Origin of the sequence: Vibrio sp. 03-59-1, assembly GCF_013114135.1 — a bacterium.
Taxonomy (GTDB): Bacteria; Pseudomonadota; Gammaproteobacteria; order Enterobacterales; family Vibrionaceae; genus Vibrio; species Vibrio cortegadensis.
On the sequence record NZ_VTYA01000008.1, the window covers coordinates 125,234 to 147,708 of the forward strand.

At 42.3% G+C, this 22,475-nt stretch carries 23 protein-coding genes; 6 read left to right on the forward strand and 17 right to left on the reverse strand.

The window, feature by feature from the left end; genetic code table 11:
* Positions 1 to 202: 202 nt before the first annotated feature.
* The 6 genes from ycfP to hinT all read right to left on the reverse strand — a co-directional run bounded on the left by ycfP (position 203) and on the right by hinT (position 4,737).
* On the reverse strand, positions 203 to 742 hold the full coding sequence (gene ycfP / locus F0249_RS10245; RefSeq protein ID WP_113797547.1) for an alpha/beta hydrolase YcfP: 540 nt from the start codon (positions 740 to 742) through the stop codon (positions 203 to 205).
* A 110-nt stretch (positions 743 to 852) separates the two neighbouring features.
* Entirely contained in the window at positions 853 to 1,707 is an 855-nt protein-coding gene (locus tag F0249_RS10250) for a phosphotransferase (protein WP_113797549.1), read from the reverse strand.
* Positions 1,708 to 1,751: 44 nt separating this feature from the next.
* On the reverse strand, positions 1,752 to 2,342 hold the full coding sequence (gene lpoB, locus F0249_RS10255; protein ID WP_017054475.1) for a penicillin-binding protein activator LpoB: 591 nt from the start codon (positions 2,340 to 2,342) through the stop codon (positions 1,752 to 1,754).
* A gap of 86 nt (positions 2,343 to 2,428) precedes the next feature.
* On the reverse strand, positions 2,429 to 2,818 hold the full coding sequence (locus tag F0249_RS10260) for a YcfL family protein (protein WP_171756599.1): 390 nt from the start codon (positions 2,816 to 2,818) through the stop codon (positions 2,429 to 2,431).
* Complete coding sequence (locus F0249_RS10265) at positions 2,815 to 4,209, reverse strand: COG3014 family protein (protein WP_017054477.1); 1,395 nt, start codon at positions 4,207 to 4,209, stop codon at positions 2,815 to 2,817. Before F0249_RS10265 ends, F0249_RS10260 begins: the two co-directional genes overlap by 4 nt.
* Before the next feature lie 177 nt (positions 4,210 to 4,386).
* Positions 4,387 to 4,737: a purine nucleoside phosphoramidase gene (hinT, locus tag F0249_RS10270; protein WP_017054478.1), complete on the reverse strand. Its 351-nt coding sequence runs from the start codon at positions 4,735 to 4,737 to the stop codon at positions 4,387 to 4,389.
* Positions 4,738 to 4,992: 255 nt separating this feature from the next.
* Here hinT and F0249_RS10275 point away from each other — a divergent pair, with 255 nt between their 5' ends.
* Positions 4,993 to 6,984, forward strand: a complete 1,992-nt coding sequence (locus tag F0249_RS10275; protein WP_171756600.1) for a methyl-accepting chemotaxis protein — start codon at positions 4,993 to 4,995, stop codon at positions 6,982 to 6,984.
* A 221-nt stretch (positions 6,985 to 7,205) separates the two neighbouring features.
* A complete protein-coding gene (locus tag F0249_RS10280; protein ID WP_171756601.1) occupies positions 7,206 to 8,369 on the forward strand; it encodes a DUF1887 family protein in 1,164 nt (387 codons plus the stop codon).
* A 123-nt stretch (positions 8,370 to 8,492) separates the two neighbouring features.
* On the opposite strand, the gene F0249_RS10285 is transcribed toward F0249_RS10280, so the two are convergent.
* The 6 genes from F0249_RS10285 to nrtS form a co-directional block, all read right to left on the reverse strand.
* On the reverse strand, positions 8,493 to 9,524 hold the full coding sequence (locus F0249_RS10285) for a porin (RefSeq protein ID WP_171756602.1): 1,032 nt from the start codon (positions 9,522 to 9,524) through the stop codon (positions 8,493 to 8,495).
* Between the two features lie 502 nt (positions 9,525 to 10,026).
* Positions 10,027 to 10,785 (reverse strand): uridine phosphorylase, encoded by a 759-nt coding sequence (udp, locus tag F0249_RS10290; RefSeq protein ID WP_017052671.1) that lies wholly within the window; start codon positions 10,783 to 10,785, stop codon positions 10,027 to 10,029.
* A 408-nt stretch (positions 10,786 to 11,193) separates the two neighbouring features.
* A complete protein-coding gene (locus tag F0249_RS10295) occupies positions 11,194 to 13,503 on the reverse strand; it encodes a zinc/cadmium/mercury/lead-transporting ATPase (protein WP_171756603.1) in 2,310 nt (769 codons plus the stop codon).
* A 66-nt stretch (positions 13,504 to 13,569) separates the two neighbouring features.
* Positions 13,570 to 15,039 carry an MATE family efflux transporter gene (locus F0249_RS10300; protein WP_171756604.1) on the reverse strand — a complete coding sequence of 490 codons (1,470 nt, stop codon included), beginning with the start codon at positions 15,037 to 15,039 and terminating at the stop codon, positions 13,570 to 13,572.
* A gap of 125 nt (positions 15,040 to 15,164) precedes the next feature.
* Complete coding sequence (locus F0249_RS10305; protein ID WP_017052674.1) at positions 15,165 to 15,581, reverse strand: CBS domain-containing protein; 417 nt, start codon at positions 15,579 to 15,581, stop codon at positions 15,165 to 15,167.
* A gap of 171 nt (positions 15,582 to 15,752) precedes the next feature.
* Entirely contained in the window at positions 15,753 to 15,953 is a 201-nt protein-coding gene (gene nrtS / locus F0249_RS10310) for a nitrate/nitrite transporter NrtS (RefSeq protein ID WP_171756605.1), read from the reverse strand.
* A 160-nt stretch (positions 15,954 to 16,113) separates the two neighbouring features.
* Between nrtS and F0249_RS10315 the strand changes: the two genes are divergently transcribed.
* Positions 16,114 to 16,392: a hypothetical protein gene (locus tag F0249_RS10315; RefSeq protein ID WP_050988736.1), complete on the forward strand. Its 279-nt coding sequence runs from the start codon at positions 16,114 to 16,116 to the stop codon at positions 16,390 to 16,392.
* Positions 16,393 to 16,457: 65 nt separating this feature from the next.
* On the opposite strand, the gene F0249_RS10320 is transcribed toward F0249_RS10315, so the two are convergent.
* Positions 16,458 to 17,420 (reverse strand): glycosyl transferase family protein, encoded by a 963-nt coding sequence (locus tag F0249_RS10320; protein WP_113797563.1) that lies wholly within the window; start codon positions 17,418 to 17,420, stop codon positions 16,458 to 16,460.
* A gap of 209 nt (positions 17,421 to 17,629) precedes the next feature.
* On the opposite strand from F0249_RS10320, the gene F0249_RS10325 reads away from it, so the two are divergent.
* Together F0249_RS10325 and F0249_RS10330 are read left to right on the forward strand one after the other, a co-directional pair.
* A complete protein-coding gene (locus tag F0249_RS10325; RefSeq protein ID WP_171756645.1) occupies positions 17,630 to 17,998 on the forward strand; it encodes a RidA family protein in 369 nt (122 codons plus the stop codon).
* A 344-nt stretch (positions 17,999 to 18,342) separates the two neighbouring features.
* Complete coding sequence (locus tag F0249_RS10330) at positions 18,343 to 18,552, forward strand: cold-shock protein (RefSeq protein WP_017052680.1); 210 nt, start codon at positions 18,343 to 18,345, stop codon at positions 18,550 to 18,552.
* A gap of 168 nt (positions 18,553 to 18,720) precedes the next feature.
* On the opposite strand, the gene F0249_RS10335 is transcribed toward F0249_RS10330, so the two are convergent.
* Positions 18,721 to 19,092 (reverse strand): hypothetical protein, encoded by a 372-nt coding sequence (locus tag F0249_RS10335; protein ID WP_113797567.1) that lies wholly within the window; start codon positions 19,090 to 19,092, stop codon positions 18,721 to 18,723.
* Positions 19,093 to 19,140: 48 nt separating this feature from the next.
* Positions 19,141 to 19,455: a monooxygenase gene (locus F0249_RS10340; RefSeq protein ID WP_171756646.1), complete on the reverse strand. Its 315-nt coding sequence runs from the start codon at positions 19,453 to 19,455 to the stop codon at positions 19,141 to 19,143.
* Between the two features lie 153 nt (positions 19,456 to 19,608).
* On the opposite strand from F0249_RS10340, the gene F0249_RS10345 reads away from it, so the two are divergent.
* A complete protein-coding gene (locus F0249_RS10345; RefSeq protein WP_136993687.1) occupies positions 19,609 to 20,493 on the forward strand; it encodes a LysR family transcriptional regulator in 885 nt (294 codons plus the stop codon).
* A gap of 55 nt (positions 20,494 to 20,548) precedes the next feature.
* On the opposite strand, the gene F0249_RS10350 is transcribed toward F0249_RS10345, so the two are convergent.
* Complete coding sequence (locus F0249_RS10350) at positions 20,549 to 21,451, reverse strand: LysR family transcriptional regulator (RefSeq protein WP_017052685.1); 903 nt, start codon at positions 21,449 to 21,451, stop codon at positions 20,549 to 20,551.
* Positions 21,452 to 21,707: 256 nt separating this feature from the next.
* On the reverse strand, positions 21,708 to 22,469 hold the full coding sequence (locus F0249_RS10355) for a lactate utilization protein C (RefSeq protein ID WP_171756606.1): 762 nt from the start codon (positions 22,467 to 22,469) through the stop codon (positions 21,708 to 21,710).
* Between the last annotated feature and the right edge of the window lie 6 nt (positions 22,470 to 22,475).

Genomic DNA, 22,475 nt, shown 5'->3' on the forward strand with positions numbered 1-22,475 from the left:
TAGTTTAGACATTATATAGAGCCAAATTTTCATCGCAACCAGTGATTAACTGTATTTCATTATTATTTGCATGGTTTTGGCTAATAAAAAAGCGATGCCCGTTAAGCACCGCTTTATCTGAAGGTTCTATTTGTATATCGCTGGCTTCTCTGTTTGCTAAAAGCTAAACGGACAATCCAAGCTTCAAGCCTAAGAACTTAAACTAAGCTTCTTTGAACGCTTTCATCGCTTGTAGATGTTGAGAGATTTTCTTAAACTTATGCGTTTGAGTTTCGTCCCAAATGATTGAGTAGTAATCTTTAAGCTCAGCTTCAGTCTGCTTGTTATCGTGTACGTCATCTTCACTGGTCAAGATAACTAAGCAACGATCTTTGTTTTTCATCCGATATTGCTCAACGCATTTTGTCGCAATATCTTCATACTCTTCTGGGCGGTCAATGCGACCAACCATATTTCTCTCTGGGTGCAGATTAGGGTTAAAAATAACCTGTTTGATCCCGCAGAGAAAACCGATGCGTTCAGACCAAAAGCCACCAAGCCCTACTCCACAAATAATAGGATGCGGATCGTCTGACTGTTCAATGACTTTATGCACTTCTTTCAACAGATGTTGCATGTCATGTTTTGGATGTTGCGTGCTGTAATTAATAAAACGAACATCTTCATCAATGAATTGTAGCTGCAACACTTTCTCGTGGTTACCTGGGCTTGTTGAGTCAAAGCCATGTAGGTAAATAATCATAGTACCTCTCCCGTTCCATATTGGTACACTTCATATCAATCTACCATGAAAGCTAGGGTTTTAAAGGGATAGCTTAAATAATTACTCTATAAGTATCTCGAAAAGTGATCCTAACTACAGAATGTTTGCCTTAACTTATTAGCTTGGTGCAAATAATGTTCATCTCCCCATAACTGATGAGCAAGTAAGTACCATAACATTCCCATCATTTTTACTCGGGGTTGCCAAGCTTGAACTCCTTCTACCCAGCCATCTACATCCGCTATTTGCCTAAATAGACAATAGCGATAAACGCTCTCAAGCACAGGCTCTTCCGCCGCTTCAATCGTCAGCATTAAATCTAACCTCGGATCTGAGATCGTCGCATACTCCCAGTCAATAACCTTTATTCCCTCTACTGTTTTAACTAGGTTGTAGCAGCCTAAATCAAAATGGCAAAGTGAAAGCTCGATAGCAGGAATATTCGGAGCTCCGCGCCACTGCTGATAGACGGACTCAAACTCTGGCGTTCTGAAATTTTGGCTAAGTTGCATCCAGTAGTGATCGACTCTTGCGGTAAAACTAAATGGAATCAGAGGCAGTGCCGAAGTATCAAATCGATGAATACTTGCCGCCGTTTTTAAAATGGAATCAAACGAAGCGCCTGCAGACATGCATTCGCCTTCAACAAATGAGACCAATAACCCTTGCTCATTCACTAGAACAGGCTTTGGACCTAAATGCGTCGATTCAATAGCACTAAGAACTTGGAACTCTTGATGACGAGAAATAGAGAATGCTTGAGAAATGGAGGTATGAGGACGCCACACGTAAGACTGATCAGACTCTGTAATCAGCTTCCAGCAGCGATTCGTCAATCCGCCAGTTAAGGTATGAACCGTCACTGGCGGAGTAACAAAGAAGTCATCAAGTGACTGTAAGGTATTATCGAGCTGTTTAGCTTCAATCCACGCAAATCTAGCCACTAGATGTCTTCCTTTAGGTAGGATCTAACTTGAATTATCTCTAACTATAATCCCAGTAAGCTTTTTGATTCTTGCTTACGGATTTCAGTTTCATCTGCCCATTCGATAAGACCGGTTTCTAGATCCATCAGACGCATGGTCATCTTGTAGTAAACATCTTTATCGCTACCTGCATTTTTAACAATGCTCGATAGGTTTCCGTACATCATGTACTGCGCACCAACCATTTTACCAAACTGAATCGCGTTGCTTTGATTCACAAGTTCATCGTTGTTTTGGAAATTCAGCTGTTCGCGTACCGACTCAACACGGTCCATATCAACAAAACGGAATTTACCTGAATTTAGCATTTTAGTGCTGATGGTATCGGTAATCGATTCAGTATCAATATGTTCACTAGTCTTGTTCTTAATACGCTCAACAAAAACGATTGGACGTTGGTCACGTGTAATAACCGCGACAGAACCAGCCGTCATCATGCTATCAACCATTTCTCCGGCAATTTTTTGTAAATCAGTAGAACCAAAATCAATGGTTGTTGTTTCAGTAGCCTGCGCATCACCGTAGCTAACTTTATTTGAACAGCCACCAAGAATTACGGCCAAACCTAGTAATGCAATCACACTTTTTTTCATATTGGTTCCTTTATCCACCAAGGGTACTCATTTATCTAAATAATTACGGCTTAAAGCGTTACATTTAAAGGTAACGCCTTAAACATTTAGTCGTTTGAAGCTCGAATTTGAACTCGATATTGGGTGCCATTTGGGTTGACAGAAACCTCTGAAATCGAAAAGCTTTCATAGCCTCGAACAACAGCCTGACGCCAAGGACCTTGTTTCAAATTGACTTCAAGCCCTGAATCGTCATACCAATAGAAGCGGTACAAAATATGCTGATCGCCTTTATACTGACTGCTGAGTTTTACGACACCTCGCGTGTGCCCATCAACTTGTGTCGTTGCAATATCATCGATAATCAAACGACCACCCAGAACATGATCGCTAAACAGCACTTTCTGCGTTAAGCCATCCACTCGCAACCCAGCAGTATTATCCGCACAGCCCACTAACATGAGTGCTGTTAGCATGCCCAATAACCATCTCTTCATTTTAATCTCCCTAGTTGTTTATGCCACATAATGGCATTTCCACCTTGGCGAGATACCCATACCAAAGTCGTTTGACCTTTAGGTACATTAAACTGATAGCTCTGCCCATCAACCTGTAGTGAGTGCTCACCTGCCGCAACAATTTGGCTTGCACTATTCACTTCGGCTGGCAGAGTTTGCCAGCTTCGCGTATCTGGCTGCTCTGTTAACGCATTCCAAACATTGAACAATAAATTCCCAACATCATCACCTTTTGCAGCTTCTTTGCGGATCCTATCTTTAGCTACTACTCGGAGTGCTTGGCGAATCACGATGCTCGGCAACCTTTCAGAAAGATCGTTTTGCGCCATTAAGTTAATATTAGCTAATTGGCTAGTATTTACGCGATTGTTATCCAAATGCATGGCAGAAAATCGCTCTGACGCTTGCTTAGGATAATAAGGCAAGGCTAAAGAGTAGATCGCCCCATTACTTCGACTGTCATAAATGGGTAAATCTAAACGCCAACTTTGCATCGCATCAACAACGCCTTGCTCTTCAATGACAATAACTCGCCCTTGATTACTGGTTAACTTCGTAACTGAGCCGTAACGCTTCGTTAATTTAGCCAGGTCTTGATTCATACCTAGGCGCTTTGCTAAACGAATCGTATTATTAATAATTTCGGTGTTTTCAGGCATTACGGCCAATGCTCGTCGATAATCGACATAGGCGGCATTGGGGTCATTTGACGCTTCGTAAAGAAGGCCTGACAAAAACAGCAAATAACCGTTTTGCACCGCTTGCAACTTTTTCCCTGCGTCTGGGTAATTAGACAGCACACTGCCTAAATTTGGTGACAAACCTTTAGATCTAATATCGCTTTGTGCCGACTGTAGCTCTTTTTCTCGTATTTTTTTTGCTTGCTCTTGCACTTGGTTTGCGCGACGCATTTCAACCAATGCGCCTTCTAAGCTATTCTCTTTCAAATAGTTCAAACCAAGATAGAGATGTAGAAAGCCCAACTCATAATCTGCTGGGGTGTACTCCGTCAAATTATCATTAACCGCTAATGCACCGACACTCGTGACCGAATCGCTCACCGATATCACCGCTTTATCTTGCTGAACTCTTACCGCTCGATCACTTAGCTCTAAACTCGATTTACTTTCTGGAAATTGTTCATTAAGAAAGAGCACTCGCCCTCTCTCAAAATTATCCAAAATGTCACCTGCGGCATAGTCAGGTAATGCGTCTTCAGCTTTTTGATACTGTCCGGTCGCGACAGCTTGATGAACCGCATTATTTTGAGCGCTGTAATGACTAAAAAGATTACCAGCCGACAAGGTCGAACAAGCTGAAATCATGATCGACATTGTCGAAACTGCTAATAGTCGAATCTGTCGTCTCACTTACTTCTCCAAATTACCGGCTTATCACGCCATTGTTCTGTTTGTATTTGTAGCTCTATTTGTATTTGTAGTTCTATTCGTATGGTCATTAAAGAATAATAGTTGCCAATTGTTTATGTTGACTGATGATTTGTTGAGACCGTCGAAAAACAAAAAAGTTAGGCAACCATTAAAAAATTAACTCATCAACAACGGACCCAATGGGCGACCACCCACTAAATGCATGTGAATATGGTATACCTCTTGTCCACCATGAGAGTTGCAGTTGACGATCAAGCGGTAACCTTTTTCATCAATGCCTTCTTCTTTTGCGAGTTTTTTTGCTACCGTAAACATACGCCCCATCATCGCTTCATCTTCGACTTCGACGTCATTAGTTGTAGGGATGAGTTTGTTAGGGATGATCAGAATGTGACTTGGCGCACGTGGGTTGATATCACGAAATGCGGTAACGAGATCATCTTGGTACAACAAATCTGTCGGGATTTCTTTACGAATGATTTTACTGAAAATGGTTTCTTCCGCCATTGAAGCTCTCCAAGATATTTAAGTTTATTACGCAATTAGTATGCTATTTGCTCTTAGTTAGTATGCGCCAAGCATTAATAAATCTCAATAGAAAACACTGTTCATTTATAATAATCGCTATCACATCAATAGTGCGAGGATATTTTTGACGTGTGCGTCAAAGAACGTGTGTCTCACTATCAATACAATGCTAACAATTTTGTTATTTTGAAGACTGTTGGTCTTTTTATTTTTTGTATTTCTAGGGAGAGTTTTATGAAAGGCTCAGTGATAAAGCGAATGTACGCTGGTTTTGCACTGATAATCCTCATGTTAGCCATTACTATTGCGATAATGATGGATGGCATGAGTCAGATTCATTCCAATTTTCAAACTGTATCGAAAACAGCATTACCCTTAGTTTCGTTATCTAATCAAACCAGTGTGCAGTTACTTTCTGCAGATAAATCTTTTAAGGATTTCTTAACGACTCAAAGTGATGAGCGTATGACCGTCATTCGCGGTGAGTTCGCTACGGCAAAAGATCAATTCTCTCAAGTTCTCTCCCAATTAGAGGCCGCAAGTAACAAAGACCCTTCATTAACAGAGCGAATCACGCAATTACGAGAAATGGAATTGCGCTACTTCGCTGAAGCCGCTGATGCTATGAACAATTATGAATCGATGTTCTCTGCTCAAGAAAAAGTGCAAAAATCTTCGCGCAACTTCCAGCGTCTACATTCAGAACTGAGTGTCGGTATGAAAGAGTATGTGAGCGACCAAACCAGCATCTCAGTGAAAGTGATGGCGAAGAGCTATTTCATTAAATTGAAAGATGCAGAAGTGATCACCTCAGATGCTTTAGCAAGTTCAGATACTGCATTTGTTCAAAAGGCGGTAACGAAAAACAAAAAAGCAGTGACTCACCTTAATTACGCATACCGTGGTTTAACCGCGCAGCTTCCATCACTTAAAGATGCCTTTGATGAATCGGTAAAGCAGTTCACACGCGATGTCGGCCAAAAAGGTGGGGTGCTTGATCAGCACAATAACTACCTTCTTGCAAAGCAGGCTCTTTATGAAAATATCGCTAATCTCGCGGCTGAAATTGATAATGCCATGCTGATTTTAGATTCATTCAATGTCACGGCTTCAGAAAAACTGAATTCATCATTAGCTGAAGCAGGCGACGTTTATAACCAAGGTGTAATAAAGGCCATCAGTATTGGTGTTCTGGTTACCATCTTTGCTGCGGCTATTGGCTACCATATTTCACATAGCGTTCGCACTCCATTGAATAGCATTTTAAGTGTACTGGAATGCCTCACTGAAGGTGACATGACCAAACGTATTGATGGTAAATTCAGCCTAGAGTTTAGTCGTGTCAGCGGCCACATTAATACTCTTGCTGATAGCCTGCACGATATTCTGGTTAAGCTTAATGATGCCTCTGATAACCTCACCGACACGGCAGGAACCAACCAAACAACATCGACGAATGCCCAGCAACAGCTCAACAACCAGCGAGAACAGACAGCGAATGTTGCCACTGCGATGACAGAAATGGCGCACTCGGTACAAGAAGTGGCGAGCAGTGCGCAAAGCTCTTTACAGATGGTTCAACAAGTTGAAACGGCATCTGAATCTGGCCGTCAAATCATGAACGACAACATCACCACTATTAACCAATTAGAATCTCGCCTTAATGAGTCTGTAGAAGCTGTTGGCGAATTGCAAAAAATGAGCAGTCAAATTGGCTCTATTTTGGATGTGATCCGTAACATTGCAGAACAGACCAACCTTCTGGCTCTAAATGCCGCGATTGAAGCCGCTCGAGCGGGCGAACAAGGACGCGGTTTTGCAGTTGTTGCGGATGAGGTTCGGGTACTTGCGCAACGTACAACGGAATCTACGTCTGAGATTGAAACGATGATCAGCAATCTTCAGTCATCGTCAAAATCTGCTGGTAAGGTGATTGAAGGCTGTATGAACGATATGGATATGTCTGTCGAACAGGCTTCAAATGCTAATAGTGCGATGGAAGAGATCCAAGCTCTGATTATGGAAATTAGCCAAATGAGTACTCATATCTCACAAGCGGCGGTAGAGCAAAATGAGACGACATCTGACATTGCAAGAAACATTGAAGATATTAATCACATCGCCGATGCCAGCTACCAAGCGATGTCATCTATCGCACAAGCCAGTGAAAATTTAGCAGGACTTGCCCACCAGCAAGGTGAATTAGTACACCGCTTTAAGTTGTAATAGAGAATCAATCGACAATGGGCTCAATGTAACTGGTATGAGCCAATTGTTCGATTAAAAACATAAAGTCTGTAAAGGTTCTGTAAATTATTGACTAAGGGCGACTTTTCTATGAAGTCGCCCTTGTTTTTTTTACGCTGCGGCATTATATGTCTACTAAGGCTTGCGAATTTCTTTTGATACCTCACTCTAGGCAGGCCATATGACATTAAGGAATACCTATGGCTGTCCATGTTGGCATCATCGATCAAGACCCTATTCGCTTGCTCACTCCGCTTCTTGATAACCGAACGATCAGTACTCACATTGTGTTCATTGGAGATGATGATCAAAGACATATCTATGATCGACTAAACGCCGTTCTAGAGAAACGTTCGATCACTTCTGAATTTTTTGAGATACCGACCGCAGTCGATACATCTGCCATTAAAGCCTCAATTCAAACACTGGCTCAAAATCTAAAAGCCCGTGGCGGAGAAGTGAAACTCAACGCGAGTTGTGGCCTACGCCATCGCCTGCTTTCTGTCTATGAAGTTTTCCGTTCTTATCACTGGCCGATTTTTGTTGTTGAACCAAACAGCGACAAGCTATGCTGGCTCTACCCTGATGGAAAAGAAGAAGCACAAGTTCAAGATAGAATCACCATTGATGACTACCTGACTGTTTTCGGTGCTCGTGGTGAATTTAACTCTCACGAACTGCCTCCGCAGCTTGATCAAAAACTTTACGAACTTGGTGAACGTTGGGCGGGAAATGCGTTAGAGCTAGGCCCAGGATTAGCGACGCTTAATTATTTAGCGACAACCTGTCGTAAAGAACAGAAGCTTGATGTGCCACTATCGGAAAAGCAACAAGGCTATCGTGAGCTCAACATGCTTCTGACTGACTTAGTGGATGCCAATATCGCGACCTATGAAAATGGTATTCTTACCTTTGCCAATGAGGATGCGCGTCGTTTCTCAAATGGTGAATGGCTAGAAACTCTAGTTCATAGCACGGTGAAACAGATCCAAGATGAAATGCCTACAATCCAAGACCGTTCGTTAAATGTTCAAGTTTATCGCAACCTTGGTGAGCGCGAAGTTCGCAATGAATTAGACGTTGCCTCAGTGGTCAATAACAAACTGCATATTATCGAGTGTAAAACCAAGGGCATGCGAGATGATGGGGATGACACCCTCTACAAACTTGAATCATTACGCGATCTCCTCGGCGGCCTGCAAGCTCGTGCAATGCTTGTCAGTTTCCGCCCTTTACGCCATAACGATATCACTCGTGCAGAAGATTTAGGACTTGCGCTGATCGGCCCTGATGAACTTAAAAACTTAAAACATTATCTGACCGCTTGGTTTAAAGAAGCTGGCGGATACGATGATTTGCAGTAACGCGTCACAATAGCTAATCACAAAGCCTGGTCACAATAGCCAGTCACAAAAGCAAGTCACAGAAAAAAGCCCAACCATCAATCATGGTTGGGCAAAAGAAAAGGCATAATCTTTTAAACGTTTTTACCAGTAAACACGGGCACCAATAGCAAAGCGACTTTCGCCATCATTCTTCGTTGGACCAACGAAAACGTCAGATCCTTGATTGGTGTAACCTGTGGTTGTACCTTTGCTATAACCCATTTCTGCATAAATGCGTGACCAGCTATTAAACTTGTGTACCGCGCCTAAGTAAGCATTTTTGCCGTCGCCTTCTAAGCTGCCAGCTTTTTGCTCTACATACTCAACACCAGAATAAGCACTCGTTTTCTTTGTAAAGGCATATGTACCACCTAAGCTGAATGCATTCTCCTTAATTTTCCCAGATGAGTTAAGATCCTCAAGCTGTGCGTTGTAATAAGTGAAACCGACAAGCGCATCACCCATTGTGTATTCGACCGTACCTTCGAAGAAAGTATTTTTTAAATCAGCAACGATATCTGTACCTGAGTTATCTCCGACTACATGACCTTTTGATGTATTGGTACCACCACCAAAGTGTAGAGATAGATCACCCGCTGATGTTCCAGCATAAAGTTCTGTCAGCTCTTGGTTGGTATCGTCTTGATCTAAACCGTGGTTCGCCGCTACCCAGAAGCTATCGCTTTCATAGTTATACTTAATCAACGAGTCATGACGGGCACCTGAAAGTGTCGCATGGCGTAAACCAGTGCCACCAAAGAAGTACGAGTAATCCGCGCCCCAAGTGTCGTCCGATACAACCCACTGACGACCTACGGTAATTTTACCGAAATCGCCACTCACACCCGCATAATGCAGGCGGTTTTTCATTGTATAGTCGCCTTTACCTTGCAGACCAAATTCAACTTTACCAAAAACATTAATCCCCTCAACCAACTGGTACTCTGCTTTTACACCCGCTCTTGATGAACCGGCACCAAGAGTGATGTCTTTATCTGGGTTTTTCTTTAGTTCTGTACGAAGCTGACCATAAAATTCAGCTTTGCCCTCATCTGATTTATAGATTTCTGCGGCTGATACGGCACCAGCGACGAAAAGAGAAGGGATGATTACTGCTAGAAGTGTTTTTTTCATTTTACTGTCCTGTGACTTTATTATCCTTAATAGCGCACGCCGTCCTAGCTGCGCCGGGAAAAGCTAACAGGAATTAATTTCAGCCACAAATGACTCTTTCAGAATGATTAATCAGAAAACTCAATAAAAACAGTTAAATGACTCGCATACCTTTAATTTTCTAGCAGCACATAAAAAACACATTACTACTCACATTTTAGTCAGAAAAAAGAACCCATAACATTAACCAATCCAGTAATAACAAGTAATCAGAAAACCTCACAAGAAAAATAAACCCACCTTATCAGCATAATTACTCACATCACTTCAAGCGATTCATATTCCAATTGCTATTAACTTATAACCTGTGGTTATAATAAACTTTCGAGGCAGTTCAAATTTATAAAATAATCAATGTAAGTTATTGTTTTAAAAGTTATTTACATTTGGTCCAAAAATACAAAAAGAGCAAAGGTTTCCCTTTGCTCTTTTCGTGTTTATTTATCTATCGGAGGACAGAAAATTAAAGCATTTTACGAGCCGCTGCTACAACGACTTTAATAGAGCGCGCTTCTGTCTCTTTCAACGTTGCGTGATCTGGGATTTCTTTTTGTGTACGGTTAATGATAACACCCGCTACACAACCCGCTTTAAGACCTGAGCTTGCACACATTGTAAGTAATGTTGCTGATTCCATTTCAAAGTTAAGAACGCCCATATCTTGCCATTCTTGCATTGAACCTTGGAAACGCTTAACTACACGACCAGAGAACGTATCGTAACGCTCTTGACCTGGGTAGAAAGTATCACTTGAAGCAGTTACACCCATGTGAACGGCTGCGCCAGACTCTTCAACGGCAGCTTTCATTGCAGTTGCGATTTCGAAATCAGCCACAGCTGGGAATTCCATAGGAGCGAAATGCAAGCTTGCACCGTCTAAACGAACAGAACCAGTAGTAACGATCATGTCACCTACGTTTACGTGAGATTGAATCGCACCAGTAGTACCAACACGTAAGAAAGTACGAACACCAAGCTGTGCTAGTTCTTCTACAGCAATAGAAGTTGAAGGACCACCGATACCAGTTGAACATACAACAACAGACTTGCCATCAAGCTCTGCACGGTAAAGAGTATATTCACGGTGGCTAGCTAGGAAAACTGGGTTCTCCATTTCTTCAGCAATCTTTTGTACACGAGCCGGATCGCCAGGGATGATAGCAAGAGTAGCGCCATTTAGATCAGCTTCAGTAATACCTAGGTGGAAAACAGCTTGAGACATAAGTCACTCCTTTATGGCTTAGTTAACGAGTTCTTCGCTTCGCTGGCTAAGCACGTATTAAATTGGTTGGGGTACACAACAACTCTAACCAACCTTAGAAGAATAAAGAGTGATATACATCACAACCAACAGCAAGATGTAACATGCGCTTTCACATAAAATCGGTTGGCATCACACTTTTATCATACAAAGAAAACTAGGTTGCATAAATTTGAGATAGAAAAACATTAAACCGAACAAAGTATAGGCACTGAATATGACAAAAAGCCTCTTTTATCTGCTTATCTATTTATTTTCCTAGGCATTTATCGTCGAACATAAAAAAGGTGTTGAACCCAAGAAGTTCAACACCTTTGAATAACTATGATTGAGTTATACTTTCAGTAAGTTCAAAACCGTAGTTTTATTTTATTCATCTATTTTCGATTTAAATTTAAGAAGACGTAAAGCATTAAGTGTCACCAAAGCCGTTGCGCCACTGTCTGCCAATACTGCAACCCATAACCCTGTTATACCTAACAGGCTTGTGACCAGAAATACGCTCTTTAAGCCCAGCGCCAAAATGACATTTTGACGAATATTATTGAGTGTCGCACGTGATAACTCAATCATACCTGCAAGCTCAATCAGTCGATTATGAGTCAAGGCTGAGTCTGCCGTTTCCAGCGCGACATCAGTCCCCCCGCCCATCGCAATACCGACGCTCGCGGCTTTCATTGCTGGAGCATCATTAATCCCATCACCGACCATACCAACGACAGAGTCTGCCGATAGCTTATCCACATAGGTCACTTTATCCTTAGGCAGTAGGCTTGCTTTAAAATCAATCCCGATTTTCTGACTAATGGCTGCAGCACTACGCGGATTATCTCCTGTCAACATAACGGAGTTAATACCCAATTTTTTCAGTGCTTCAATAGCTTGATGAGCATCTTCACGAAGAGTATCTTGCCACGCAATAATACCAATCGCCGCGGTATCTGAACTGGCGACAACAACGGTTTTACCCTGCTCTTCAAGCTGGTGGATCCTATCTAGAACATCACTCTCTAGCTCAACGTTCATTTTCGTTGGCGCTAAAATATAATATTCCGCCCCATCGAGTTCTCCTCGAACGCCACTTCCAACTAAAGCCTGCTTATTGATGGCTTCAGGAATATCAATCCCCAAGCTCTCCGCTTTTCTAACTAGAGAGATTGCAAGCGGGTGACTTGAACCGACTTCAATTGCCGAAACCACCCGTAAAAAAGCCTCTTCTTGCCACCCATTCAGAGTGATCACATCGGTTACTTCTGGTTTGCCTTTCGTTAAAGTACCGGTTTTATCGAAAGCAATCGTTTCAATTTTTCCTAGCTGTTCCAGCGCCGCGCCACCTTTAATTAAAGCACCTCGTCTCGCCCCTGCCGCTAGCCCTGAAGTAATCGCCGCTGGTGTTGAAATCACTAGTGCACAAGGACATGCAATTAATAACAATGCTAAACCGCGATAAACCCAAGTTTCCCAAGGTTGAGCAAACAATAGTGGCGGCGTAATGATAACCAGCAGTGAGACCAACATCATGAGTGGCGTATACCAACGACTGAACTTATCTAAAAATCGCTCAAGAGGTGCTTTACGAGATTCCGCCTCTTCTATTAGGTGCAGAATTCGATCTATCGCGTTTTCGCCCTGCTTAGAAGTGATAGAAAAGCGCACCACTTTATCGACTACTACGGCACCTGCCATCACACCTTCGCCTTTAAAACGCTCAACAGGGATCGACTCACCTGTTAATGCACTCTCATCAAAGCTGGCGTTACTGTCTTGTAACTGACCATCTGCGGGTAAACGCGAACCTGGAGAGACTTCGATGACATCACCTGGTGTTAGTTCACTAGCTGAGACTTCAACTCGCTCACCGTTAACAATTTTCACTGCCGACTCTGGTACTAATGCCATTAATGCTTGTACACCACTACGCGCCCTCGAAGCGGCAAAGGCTTCAAGTCGTTCTCCGATAAGGAATAGTAGCAGTACCATTGCTGCTTCAACGGTTTCACCAAGGTACAAAGCCCCAAGCGCTGCGACACTCATTAAGGTTTCAATCGCAAATGGCGTGCCTGACTTGGCTAAAGTGATCGCTTTCTTTGTTACGGGGAACAAGCCGAGTAAGCAGGTAAGGATAAAGACCCACTGGCTAAATTCTGGAGCAATAGGTTTGATCAAAGCACCTATTGCCATCGCTGAGGCTATCGCAATAATTTGAGCATTGGCCTTTAATACAGACTGCCAACCAGAAGTTTGAGGTTCGGAACTGGGAGCGGTTGTTGACCGCAGAGGAAAGCCCGTTTTTTTCGCCACTTTTTCGATATGTTCGGCAAGCGATGGATCATCAAAGTTGACGACCAGTTTTTCTGTGGCAAATAAGACTTTAGCGTTAACGACACCTTCAACGTTCTGAATCGCCGTTTCAATCTTTCGAGCACAAGATGGGCAATCCATCCCTGAAACTTTCCAGCTTTGAGAGTAGTGACTATTTGATGTTAAGGGCTGACTGTCCTCTTCCGCGGGGTCTGTACCACAGCAACTTGAACCACCACTTTCTGTTTCACAGCAACCTGCCGTTTGTGCCGTGCCTTCAGCAGAAATCGTCGTAATGGTTGGGCTTGAACAACTTCCCTTGCTAGGGGGATTAACACCTGTTTTGCTTGAACAGCACGCATCATGTTTAGTACACATATAGTTATCCTTATTAAAGTATGAATAAATCATACACCTTGGAGTTAGCTCCAAGGTCAAGAAAAACTATCGTGCTACATTCGTTTTTTCGATTTCATCTTCATCAATCGCAACTTCATCAATCAAAATGGCATCATGTGAACAAAATGGCTGTGTATTGATACAAATGATGGCGGGATCATCATCGTCTTCATCAGGAACGTCACTGTTTTTCATTATTTCAGCAATGTGATGACGCAAAGCCCATATCGCAATTAAGCCAAATAGAATATTACCTATCGCTTGACCATATAGTACACCAAGGGCCCCGTGCCAATATGCTCCAAGGGTAACAAATGGTAGCGTGCCTAATGTCGCTTTCCCCAGATTTAAAACCGTTGAATAGATGGGTTTGCCCAAATTATTGAATGACGTATTCGCAACAAACAGTGCCCCATTAAACACAAAAGTGATCGCAACGTATGTACAAAAGGCCTTTAACATGACAGCGGCATCCCCTTGCAAACTAAACGCTGCCACAATGAAATCTTGCACCAAATAAAGAACGCTACAAACCACCATCGTATAAACAGTGGTCACCACCAAAGAGTTACTCAACGTTTCCTTCACTCGCGTGATTTTATTGGCACCAAAGTTTTGACCAATGATCGGTCCAACAGCACCAGACAGTGCAAATATCACCGCAAAGCAGACAGGAGTCAGACGCCCGACAACCGCGTAGCCAGCCACAAAGTCTTCTCCAAATTGCGCGATGGCTGAGGTCACTATGGCATTACCAATAGGTGTCGCGGTATTAGTCAGAATGGCGGGCAATGCGATGGCCAGAATATTCCTGATATGCAGTTGCCATGCTGAGAAATTGGGAACCGCGACTAAGTTATGAACACGAATAAGAGGGTATAGGGAAAAGAAGAGAACCGTTGCTCTTGCAAATACAGATGCCAATGCTGCACCTTCAACGTTCCAACCAAAACCAAAAATAAAAATGGGGTCAAGGATCGCATTAACAATACCGCCAGACAGCGTCGCCCACATTGAACGCTTGGCATCGCCTGCCGCTCTTAGCCCTGCTCCTGCCGCCATCGCTAATGCAATAAAAGGACTGCTTGGTAATAAAATACGCAAATACGCTTCTGCTCTTTCTGCCGCAAGACCTTTTGCGCCTATTGCAGACAACAGCTCAGGTATATAAGTGAACATCACACTTGTCACTAAGACACTAATAAAAAATGCAGTAATCAATATGCTGACGCTTAATTGCCTAGCGGTCTGTGCCTGTTTTGCTCCGATGGACTTTGAAACCAACGCCCCCATCGCAATTGAAGTCCCGATTGAAACGGAGGTGGTAAAAAAGGTCAATGTTCCAGCAAAACCAACCGCAGCCGCTAACTCCACTTGTCCCAACATACTAATGAACAGCATATCTAATAGATCAACCACGAACAGCGCCATCAAGCCGATAGAGCCTGACCCTGTCATTACTAGAATGTGTTTCATTGTTGAGCCTTCAACAAACTTAGCGTTCTGTGTGGTCATTGACTCTCCGTCATCATCGTTTTTATCACTATCATTATATCGCTTGAACAACAAAAGGCGCTCTTGGCGCCCCTTGCTTATTTCTCTATTTCTCTATTTCTCTATTTCTCTACAGAATAAATCCATCACACTGGGTGCTTGAAACACTCTTCGAGATTTTTACCTATCGCTCTTAGAACATCACGACGAGTAATAATGCCAACCAGTTTTTTATTATCAATCACTGGGTACACTTTCGGCTTTCCTACTTTCATCATCCCCGCTAAATCGATAATAGTCATATCAGGGCTCACAGACAAAACCTCTGCATGCATACAGTCACCAACAATATGCGTGTCTTGACAGAAATAGCTCACCTTCACCAATTTATCGAGTAAATCTTGCTCGGATAAGAAACCGATGACCTCTTCGGCATCATTAATAACAGGGCCGCCTAAATGGTCCGTTTTCATGACTTTGTCTAAAGCGGCACTTAAAGGCATATCAACGGTGAATGTTACCGCGCGCTGAGTCATATAATCTCGAACTCTCAATGATTCCATATCTATCTCCTTATACAGCCACATTATGCTGCCTATAGAGTAATTGTTGTCTAATTTCTTGATTTTACTAAATGGATTACAACAATTTTATTAATAGGCAAAACCTATCACTAGCAAGAACGTTGAAATAAAAGGGCTTGGGGAGGGTTAATAGAGAAATTTATTTTTTTCTCATCGTGTTTTTTCTACATCTCGCATGGTGAACACTGCGCTCACGAGTGAAACAATAAAGGGGACACAGTAAGTTAGCAGCGCTTTGGTCCAACTAAAAACCTCTAGTCCCCAAATTGCATCATACTGATTGATTACATTCAAAATGCTGCCTACCACCAAAGCAATGATAAACGCCCGCTTATATAGCACTTTCGGCATAGTCTTCTCCATTTGTTTGTAAACGGCTAACTGGTGTCACTCATGCTCAATGGCATTGGTGCATTAATTGTATTTGCCAATAAGAGTAAGTATGGTGACAAACGTTTGAATGAACAATGTGACGCCTTCCACGACGAAACTAAGAAAGTTGACTAATACCATGAAACACTATTTCACTAAGCTCTACCAAGGGATATCTCACCACATTATGGACGCTTTAGACTTTCAATCTAGGATCTGGGTTATCCGTATTACTGAAAGTACATTTAAAGATCAGTCATTCATTATTAATGAAGATAGTTTTAGTGAATCTCTACAGTGGATGAAACAGCGTAATTATTCTGTCGAAATGTTAGAACAAGTAGAAAAAATGGCAATATCGCAGGTGAATTCCTTCCAATTTGGCGATCAACACCACCAACTTATGCGAGTAAAGTAGGTAGGCACATTGCACTTACTTATTAACTTAAAAATAAGTGCAATGTGGATGATCAGCTCAAAGTCTTATCCGTTTGATTGGCAATATGACTGCCAATATTCAAGAGCCTGTTTATAGGCCAATTCTCTATCGTGCAGATCTGCAAACAAAACCGCACTCATCGTATCAACCACGGCATTCGCCATTAATACCAACTCGCTGTCAGGCGTCCCTAAAATGCATGAAGACGGCAGTGGGATATCCTCTGACATCATTTCTGGCCAGTAGTACGATTCAACACCTTCAGGCGTGCTCATCCACACCGTTTGACTCACTTTAGGGTTATATTCAGATTCACCGGACTGACCTTTAAAAGAGATAACTGAGTGTGACTTAATCCCAATCACATGCTCAACTTCTGCATGAAGCTGTTGAAAACCGGGATGAAAGCTACCACGAAGCCCCAAACGCCCCCCGCCAGGGTTCAGTGCTCTTACGACTGTGTTAATTGGCGTACGTAGGCCATAGCGGTTTTTCCAACCTAACATTGTTTTCGCTTGTGGAGCAAAACTGTCTAAAGGTAAGTAAGCAATATTGGATTGGCTCAGATGCTCTTGTGCTTGTTCGACCGATTCAGCAGGGACAATATTAAACAAATGTAGATAGCTCTCAGCGTGTTCACGCCCACTCGGTTTATCCATATAACCATGCATTAAGACCCTGAAGCCATTATGAGCAAGGATATTAGCAGCCAACAGATGCCAAGGTTTCGCACTGCTTTTATCATTACGCTTACCGGCATAGCATGGCCAATCAATATCGACACCCATGTTTGGCACTCTTGATTGAAACGCTTTAACAAAACCAGCAATTTCAGCATTGGTCTCATTCTGCACTCTAATCAGCATAAGGAGCATCGCCATTTGGTCATCGCCCACTTGGCCATCAAGGTATTCATCCATGACTTGATACGCTTGCTCAAATGAGAGAGGTTTTCTCCCTCGCTCACCTCGACCAACCGCTCGTATGCACTCTAAAATTATGCTCATCCTTTCCTCTACGATCTAAGTACCCAGTTATCACAACATGCTATGGCGAAAAGCTCACTCAAACAACTTATTATCACAAAGGAATCAATTTGATTTTAAGCCACTTGAATCTCCCATAGTAAACAGGGATGATTGCGCCGATTAAGTGGAATTGAAAGCTTGTGCCATTCATCTACGTTCAATTCAAACGCTATGCATAGGAATAAATGATGTCAAAACTAAATACAAAAATTGAAAGAAACGAAACCAAACAGCGTATGAGCCGTGCCGTTGTGCATAACGGAGTAATCTACCTTTGTGGGCAAGTAGCGAAAGACTCAACAAAAGACATTACAGAGCAAACTCAAACCATGTTGGACAAAGTGGATGAATTGCTAACGAACTACGGTTCAAACCGTGAAAGTATGCTTTCTGCCACTATCTATGTGAAAACAATGGCTGACTTTGCTGAGATGAACGCAGTATGGGATGCTTGGGTACCAGAAGGTCATGCTCCTGCTCGTGCTTGTGTAGAAGCGAGTATGGCAAGAGAAGAACTGCTGGTCGAAATTTCAGTGATTGCCGCACAAGTCCGCTAGTCGATTGAAATGGGTTGAATATTTTTAGACGAATTTGTTCAACCCTTAATTTTATAAACTGAGCAAATACAAAGAGTCACTGATTTATTCGCTTTTTTACTGCGTATCTTTTGAAAAAACTTACCAAAAAGCTTTACACGGTTCGAAAACTCTATATGATAGCGCTCACTCTGTAGTTCAGAGTTATTAATGAAACAAGTAAGTAAAGAAAGACCTAGATTCATTTGCGTAACCGTTTGTGTTTTAAGAGTTTCCCTTGGCTTCATCGTAACATCGATAATTCGAATCTCAGCAAATCGCATTGGCGATTTTTTTCCTCAACGAATTTATATAAGGGACATAATATGTCTAAAACAACTGGTAGCGTAAAATGGTTCAACGAAACTAAAGGTTTCGGTTTCCTAACTCAAGACAACGGCGGCGCTGACGTATTCGTACACTTCCGTGCAATCGCTTCTGAAGGTTTCAAAACTCTTGCTGAAGGCCAAAAAGTGTCTTTTGAAGTAGAGCAAGGCCCTAAAGGTCTTCAAGCAGCAAACGTTGTTGCTGAGTAATTCTTACTTTAAGTAAAGAATTTCAAAAGGTCGCTCATTGAGCGGCCTTTTTTGTATCTGTCATATTTAAAAGCAGAAACAGTTCTCTTTGTATATGACACATACAAAAAGAGGGTGAGAGTATCATCTACTCTCACCCTCTTTTGCATTCTAGGTGCCTACTCTTCATTACTGCTTTTTAAATTGGAGATAGCTAAATAGCGATAACAGACTAAAAAATGCTGGATCACTCCAACCAAAACCGGTGAAAATGCCGATAATGCCAGCGTACAAAGTAATCGCAACGCCTAACAGGTTGAGAATAGTCAGAGCAAGAAACAGATTCCTCGCCAATTTTCCGACTTCAATATCTCGTAGTAATAGACTTATTGCACCAATCCCACCCAGAAATATCGACGTATGTTGGGAAAGAAAATAGGCGTATTGATCATTAATTTCCAAGCCATACATTGGCCACATTATGCTAGGGACCACGAACAGTGCGATTGCAAATACAGTATAGATAGCACCGTGCACTGTTAAAAACATTTTATTATTCATCTGTTACTCCTCTTCCTCACATCAACCTTTTTACCTCAACCAGCACATTTATGAACGCGCGCTAATTGGGCCTTTATTGATCAAGGAAAGCGTTTCGTTTACGTCGAAAGTTTTACCAACGATATTGGTGATACCCATTTCGCCTAAACGAGCACTGTGCATTTCCAAATAATTTTTTGCGCTTGCTTCATCTTCAAACAGGTAGATACCGCCGCCTAATTGTAGCACTTCACTTTCAGTCCAGATTTTCCAAATCATTCCTGGTTCATGGTTGATGGATTCAGCAAGCCCGACTAGCATTGTCGCCATCTCTTCACCAAATGGGCCTGAGTAATCAAAATCAACTTGTAGTAATTTATTCATCATGTGTCTCCAAATTTAATATCAATACTGAACAAAACCGCCCAATCAGAATATTTTTCATCCGTTGATTGACTCGGTGTGCAATAATAATACCTGTATAAATTAAACATTAAAGTTCATAAAACCGTACATTACTGTAGAAAAATTAGACCAATGAGATTAAAAACGACCTTAGATCAGTGGCTAACCTTATATGAGATTGACCGTGCTGGAAGCATTCAAGCTGCGGCGGCACAACTCAATAAAAGCCACACCACCCTGATTTATGCATTACGTAAACTTGAGGATCAGCTTGGGGTATCCCTCGTTCAAATCGTAGGACGAAAAGCCGTGCTCACGGATAGTGGAAAGTCTTTATTACGTCGGGCTGGTTCAATGCTTGAGCAAGCACGAGAGCTAGAAGAGATCAGCACTCAATTGGCTCAGGGCATTGAATCGGAGATCACCATTGCGATTGATCACCTATGCGATCGGCAATGGCTTTATGAACCGCTCTCGCGCTACCTTGAACAAAATAGCAGTACTTCTATTCAAGTCGTCGAAACATCGCTATCCAAAACAACAGAGATGGTGGTGACTCAACAAGCCGACATTGCGATCATTACTCTGCCTATCACTAACTATTCATCTGAAGCTTTTGGAATCGCTACCATGCTGCCTGTAATAGAAAAACATCACCCGTTAGCCCAAAAGGAGCTGCTTAACTTAAATGATTTCACAACCACGTGCCAAATTGTTGTAAGGGATTTAGGGGAAGATACTGCGCAAGATGTTGGATGGTTAAAAGCACGCCAGAGAATTACCGTAGACAATTTCGATCACGCTTGGCAAGCCGTACAACAAGGCGTAGGGTTTTGTCGCCTACCTGAGCATGTGATTAAATCCAAAAACGATGACAGTGTTGTCATTCTCAATGTAGAAAATGCACAACGCTACCAAGTCCCTTTACACCTCACTCTCCCTAAAGGTGCAAAGACAGGTCCTGCGGCTCAATCTTTATTTAAAGCGTTAATAGATAGTGTGGCTTTTAGAGTTTAATCACTTGGCAATAGTTGATGAGTGATGATTCACTGTATTTGTCGTTACTTATCGATTAAAAGCACTCTTGTATATCGATATAGCGCTGACGAATGTGTTCAATGAGCGCCTGAATACGTTTAGCTGGTTTTTTTGTATAAGGGTATACCGCATAAATACCGACCACTTTATTGCTGTATGGTTTTAATATTTCAACCAACTTTCCTTGCTGAATATCGTCATACACCAAACAGGTTGGAAGGTACGCCACCCCATTATTGGCAAGGGCGCACTGCCTTAATGCCGCAGAGTTATCAGACGAGAAATTACCCGTCACTTTTAATGTGTATACATCGCTATTATTTTTGAATTGCCAATCAAATGTTCCGCTGCTTTCATGAGTGTAACCAATACAGTTATGATGGCGTAAATCTTTGGGTGTTTCAGGGATGCCATGCTCTTGTAAATATTCAGGAGACGCACAGATTATCCAATGTGAATTAAAAATGTAGCGGGCAATCAAGCTGGAATCTTCCAAGTACCCCGTTCGAATGACGAGATCATAATTATCCGCCACCAAATCGACAAAATTATTGTCCATCGACATATCAACAGTTAGCCCAGGATGCTCCTGACAAAAGTCTGAAATTGCTTTCGCCAGCAATAACTCACCCGATATCGTAGGGACAGACATCCGAATGTGACCAGATAAGTTTTCGTTATACCCAGTTATCGCATCAAAAGCCGCTTTCGCTGCGGAGTTAATGTCTTTCGCTCGATAATAGAGAACCTCTCCCGCCTCTGTTAATGTAAGTTTTCTTGTAGTGCGATACAAAAGTTGAGTACCTAAATCTGCCTCTAATTTACTCACCCGCTTACTTACCATTGATTTTGTAATGTTGTTCGCTTCAGCAACCTTGCTAAATGAACCAAATTCAACAACTTGAGTAAACAAAACAAGGTCATCTATCTGTGGCATTTACGTATCTCTAGCTTTTGTAATGATAAATTGAGTATATACATTTCTCTCATTTTAAACGACGCATGCCCCTCATAAGATTTACTCTGACTTCACGAAAAGTTACGAAACGTTTGTCTCAGCAAATAAAAAGGGCACATTCACTTCTCTCTTTCTAGTGAATGTGCCCACTTACCCTGCTCCCGAAAGGTAAATTCTTACTCATCGAATGGATCGATCATCTTACAAATAAGCAATCATGAGCCAGACCATTCGATTACATGTCATCAATGACGATATAAGTGGCGTAAATTGGCCCATGCACCCCAACCACTTTGATCAATTCAATATCTGCCGTTGAGCTTGGCCCTGAGATAAAATTGACGCATGACGGTAAACGTTCGCCACGCTTGGCTTTTTCGTGCAACACATCGGTCGCTTGAGTTAGCCGCGCCACCAGCGTACTTTTCGGTACGACAAAAACCGAGGCTTCAGGTAACAAGCTTATCGCACGGCCTTGCGCTGGATGGCTGTACAACACCATCGTTCCAGACTCAGCAAGCGCTTGTTCAGCAAACACCACCCCTACTTTCGCGCGTTCAGCAATCAAAATGTTGGCATCATAGCCTGCGCTTTGGTCCCAAACATGAACATGATGGCGATCTGTCGCCAGCGCTTGAGGTGAAATCAACGCTAATAAACGCTCAGATGCAGAAAAAAGTGTGTCGCCTTCGACTGGTTCACCTTGATCATCTTCGCAGTACGACAAACAGACCTCTTTTAGAGTCGCTTCTAGTTGCGATGCCGTTGTTACGATGGCTTTTGCACCAAGAGCCGTTTGAGTGTAATGCAGTAATTCTGTTTTCAGCTCATCTTGACTTAACGTTGCCATCACTTCTTTGTGACAAGTATGTTTTAACTCTGGACGTTCGACCTGCTCTAATGGCTTATCCCGACCAAGTTTGCTCGCAATATTGTTTAAAAACGACTCTCGATTATGGAGGCGTTGTTCTCTATCTACTGTTTTATCACATGACATAACCAC

Bases quoted from the DNA above. Each gene is read 5' to 3' on its own strand.
- ycfP (WP_113797547.1), bottom strand. From the start codon at position 742: ATGATTATTTACCTACATGGCTTTGACTCAACAAGCCCAGGTAACCAC.
- lpoB (WP_017054475.1), bottom strand. From the start codon at position 2,342: ATGAAAAAAAGTGTGATTGCATTACTAGGTTTGGCCGTAATTCTTGGT.
- F0249_RS10260 (WP_171756599.1), bottom strand. From the start codon at position 2,818: ATGAAGAGATGGTTATTGGGCATGCTAACAGCACTCATGTTAGTGGGC.
- hinT (WP_017054478.1), bottom strand. From the start codon at position 4,737: ATGGCGGAAGAAACCATTTTCAGTAAAATCATTCGTAAAGAAATCCCG.
- F0249_RS10275 (WP_171756600.1), top strand. From the start codon at position 4,993: ATGAAAGGCTCAGTGATAAAGCGAATGTACGCTGGTTTTGCACTGATA.
- F0249_RS10280 (WP_171756601.1), top strand. From the start codon at position 7,206: ATGGCTGTCCATGTTGGCATCATCGATCAAGACCCTATTCGCTTGCTC.
- F0249_RS10285 (WP_171756602.1), bottom strand. From the start codon at position 9,524: ATGAAAAAAACACTTCTAGCAGTAATCATCCCTTCTCTTTTCGTCGCT.
- udp (WP_017052671.1), bottom strand. From the start codon at position 10,785: ATGTCTCAAGCTGTTTTCCACCTAGGTATTACTGAAGCTGATCTAAAT.
- F0249_RS10295 (WP_171756603.1), bottom strand. From the start codon at position 13,503: ATGTGTACTAAACATGATGCGTGCTGTTCAAGCAAAACAGGTGTTAAT.
- F0249_RS10300 (WP_171756604.1), bottom strand. From the start codon at position 15,039: ATGACCACACAGAACGCTAAGTTTGTTGAAGGCTCAACAATGAAACAC.
- F0249_RS10305 (WP_017052674.1), bottom strand. From the start codon at position 15,581: ATGGAATCATTGAGAGTTCGAGATTATATGACTCAGCGCGCGGTAACA.
- nrtS (WP_171756605.1), bottom strand. From the start codon at position 15,953: ATGCCGAAAGTGCTATATAAGCGGGCGTTTATCATTGCTTTGGTGGTA.
- F0249_RS10315 (WP_050988736.1), top strand. From the start codon at position 16,114: ATGAAACACTATTTCACTAAGCTCTACCAAGGGATATCTCACCACATT.
- F0249_RS10320 (WP_113797563.1), bottom strand. From the start codon at position 17,420: ATGAGCATAATTTTAGAGTGCATACGAGCGGTTGGTCGAGGTGAGCGA.
- F0249_RS10325 (WP_171756645.1), top strand. From the start codon at position 17,630: ATGTCAAAACTAAATACAAAAATTGAAAGAAACGAAACCAAACAGCGT.
- F0249_RS10330 (WP_017052680.1), top strand. From the start codon at position 18,343: ATGTCTAAAACAACTGGTAGCGTAAAATGGTTCAACGAAACTAAAGGT.
- F0249_RS10335 (WP_113797567.1), bottom strand. From the start codon at position 19,092: ATGAATAATAAAATGTTTTTAACAGTGCACGGTGCTATCTATACTGTA.
- F0249_RS10340 (WP_171756646.1), bottom strand. From the start codon at position 19,455: ATGAATAAATTACTACAAGTTGATTTTGATTACTCAGGCCCATTTGGT.
- F0249_RS10345 (WP_136993687.1), top strand. From the start codon at position 19,609: ATGAGATTAAAAACGACCTTAGATCAGTGGCTAACCTTATATGAGATT.
- F0249_RS10350 (WP_017052685.1), bottom strand. From the start codon at position 21,451: ATGCCACAGATAGATGACCTTGTTTTGTTTACTCAAGTTGTTGAATTT.
- F0249_RS10355 (WP_171756606.1), bottom strand. From the start codon at position 22,469: ATGTCATGTGATAAAACAGTAGATAGAGAACAACGCCTCCATAATCGA.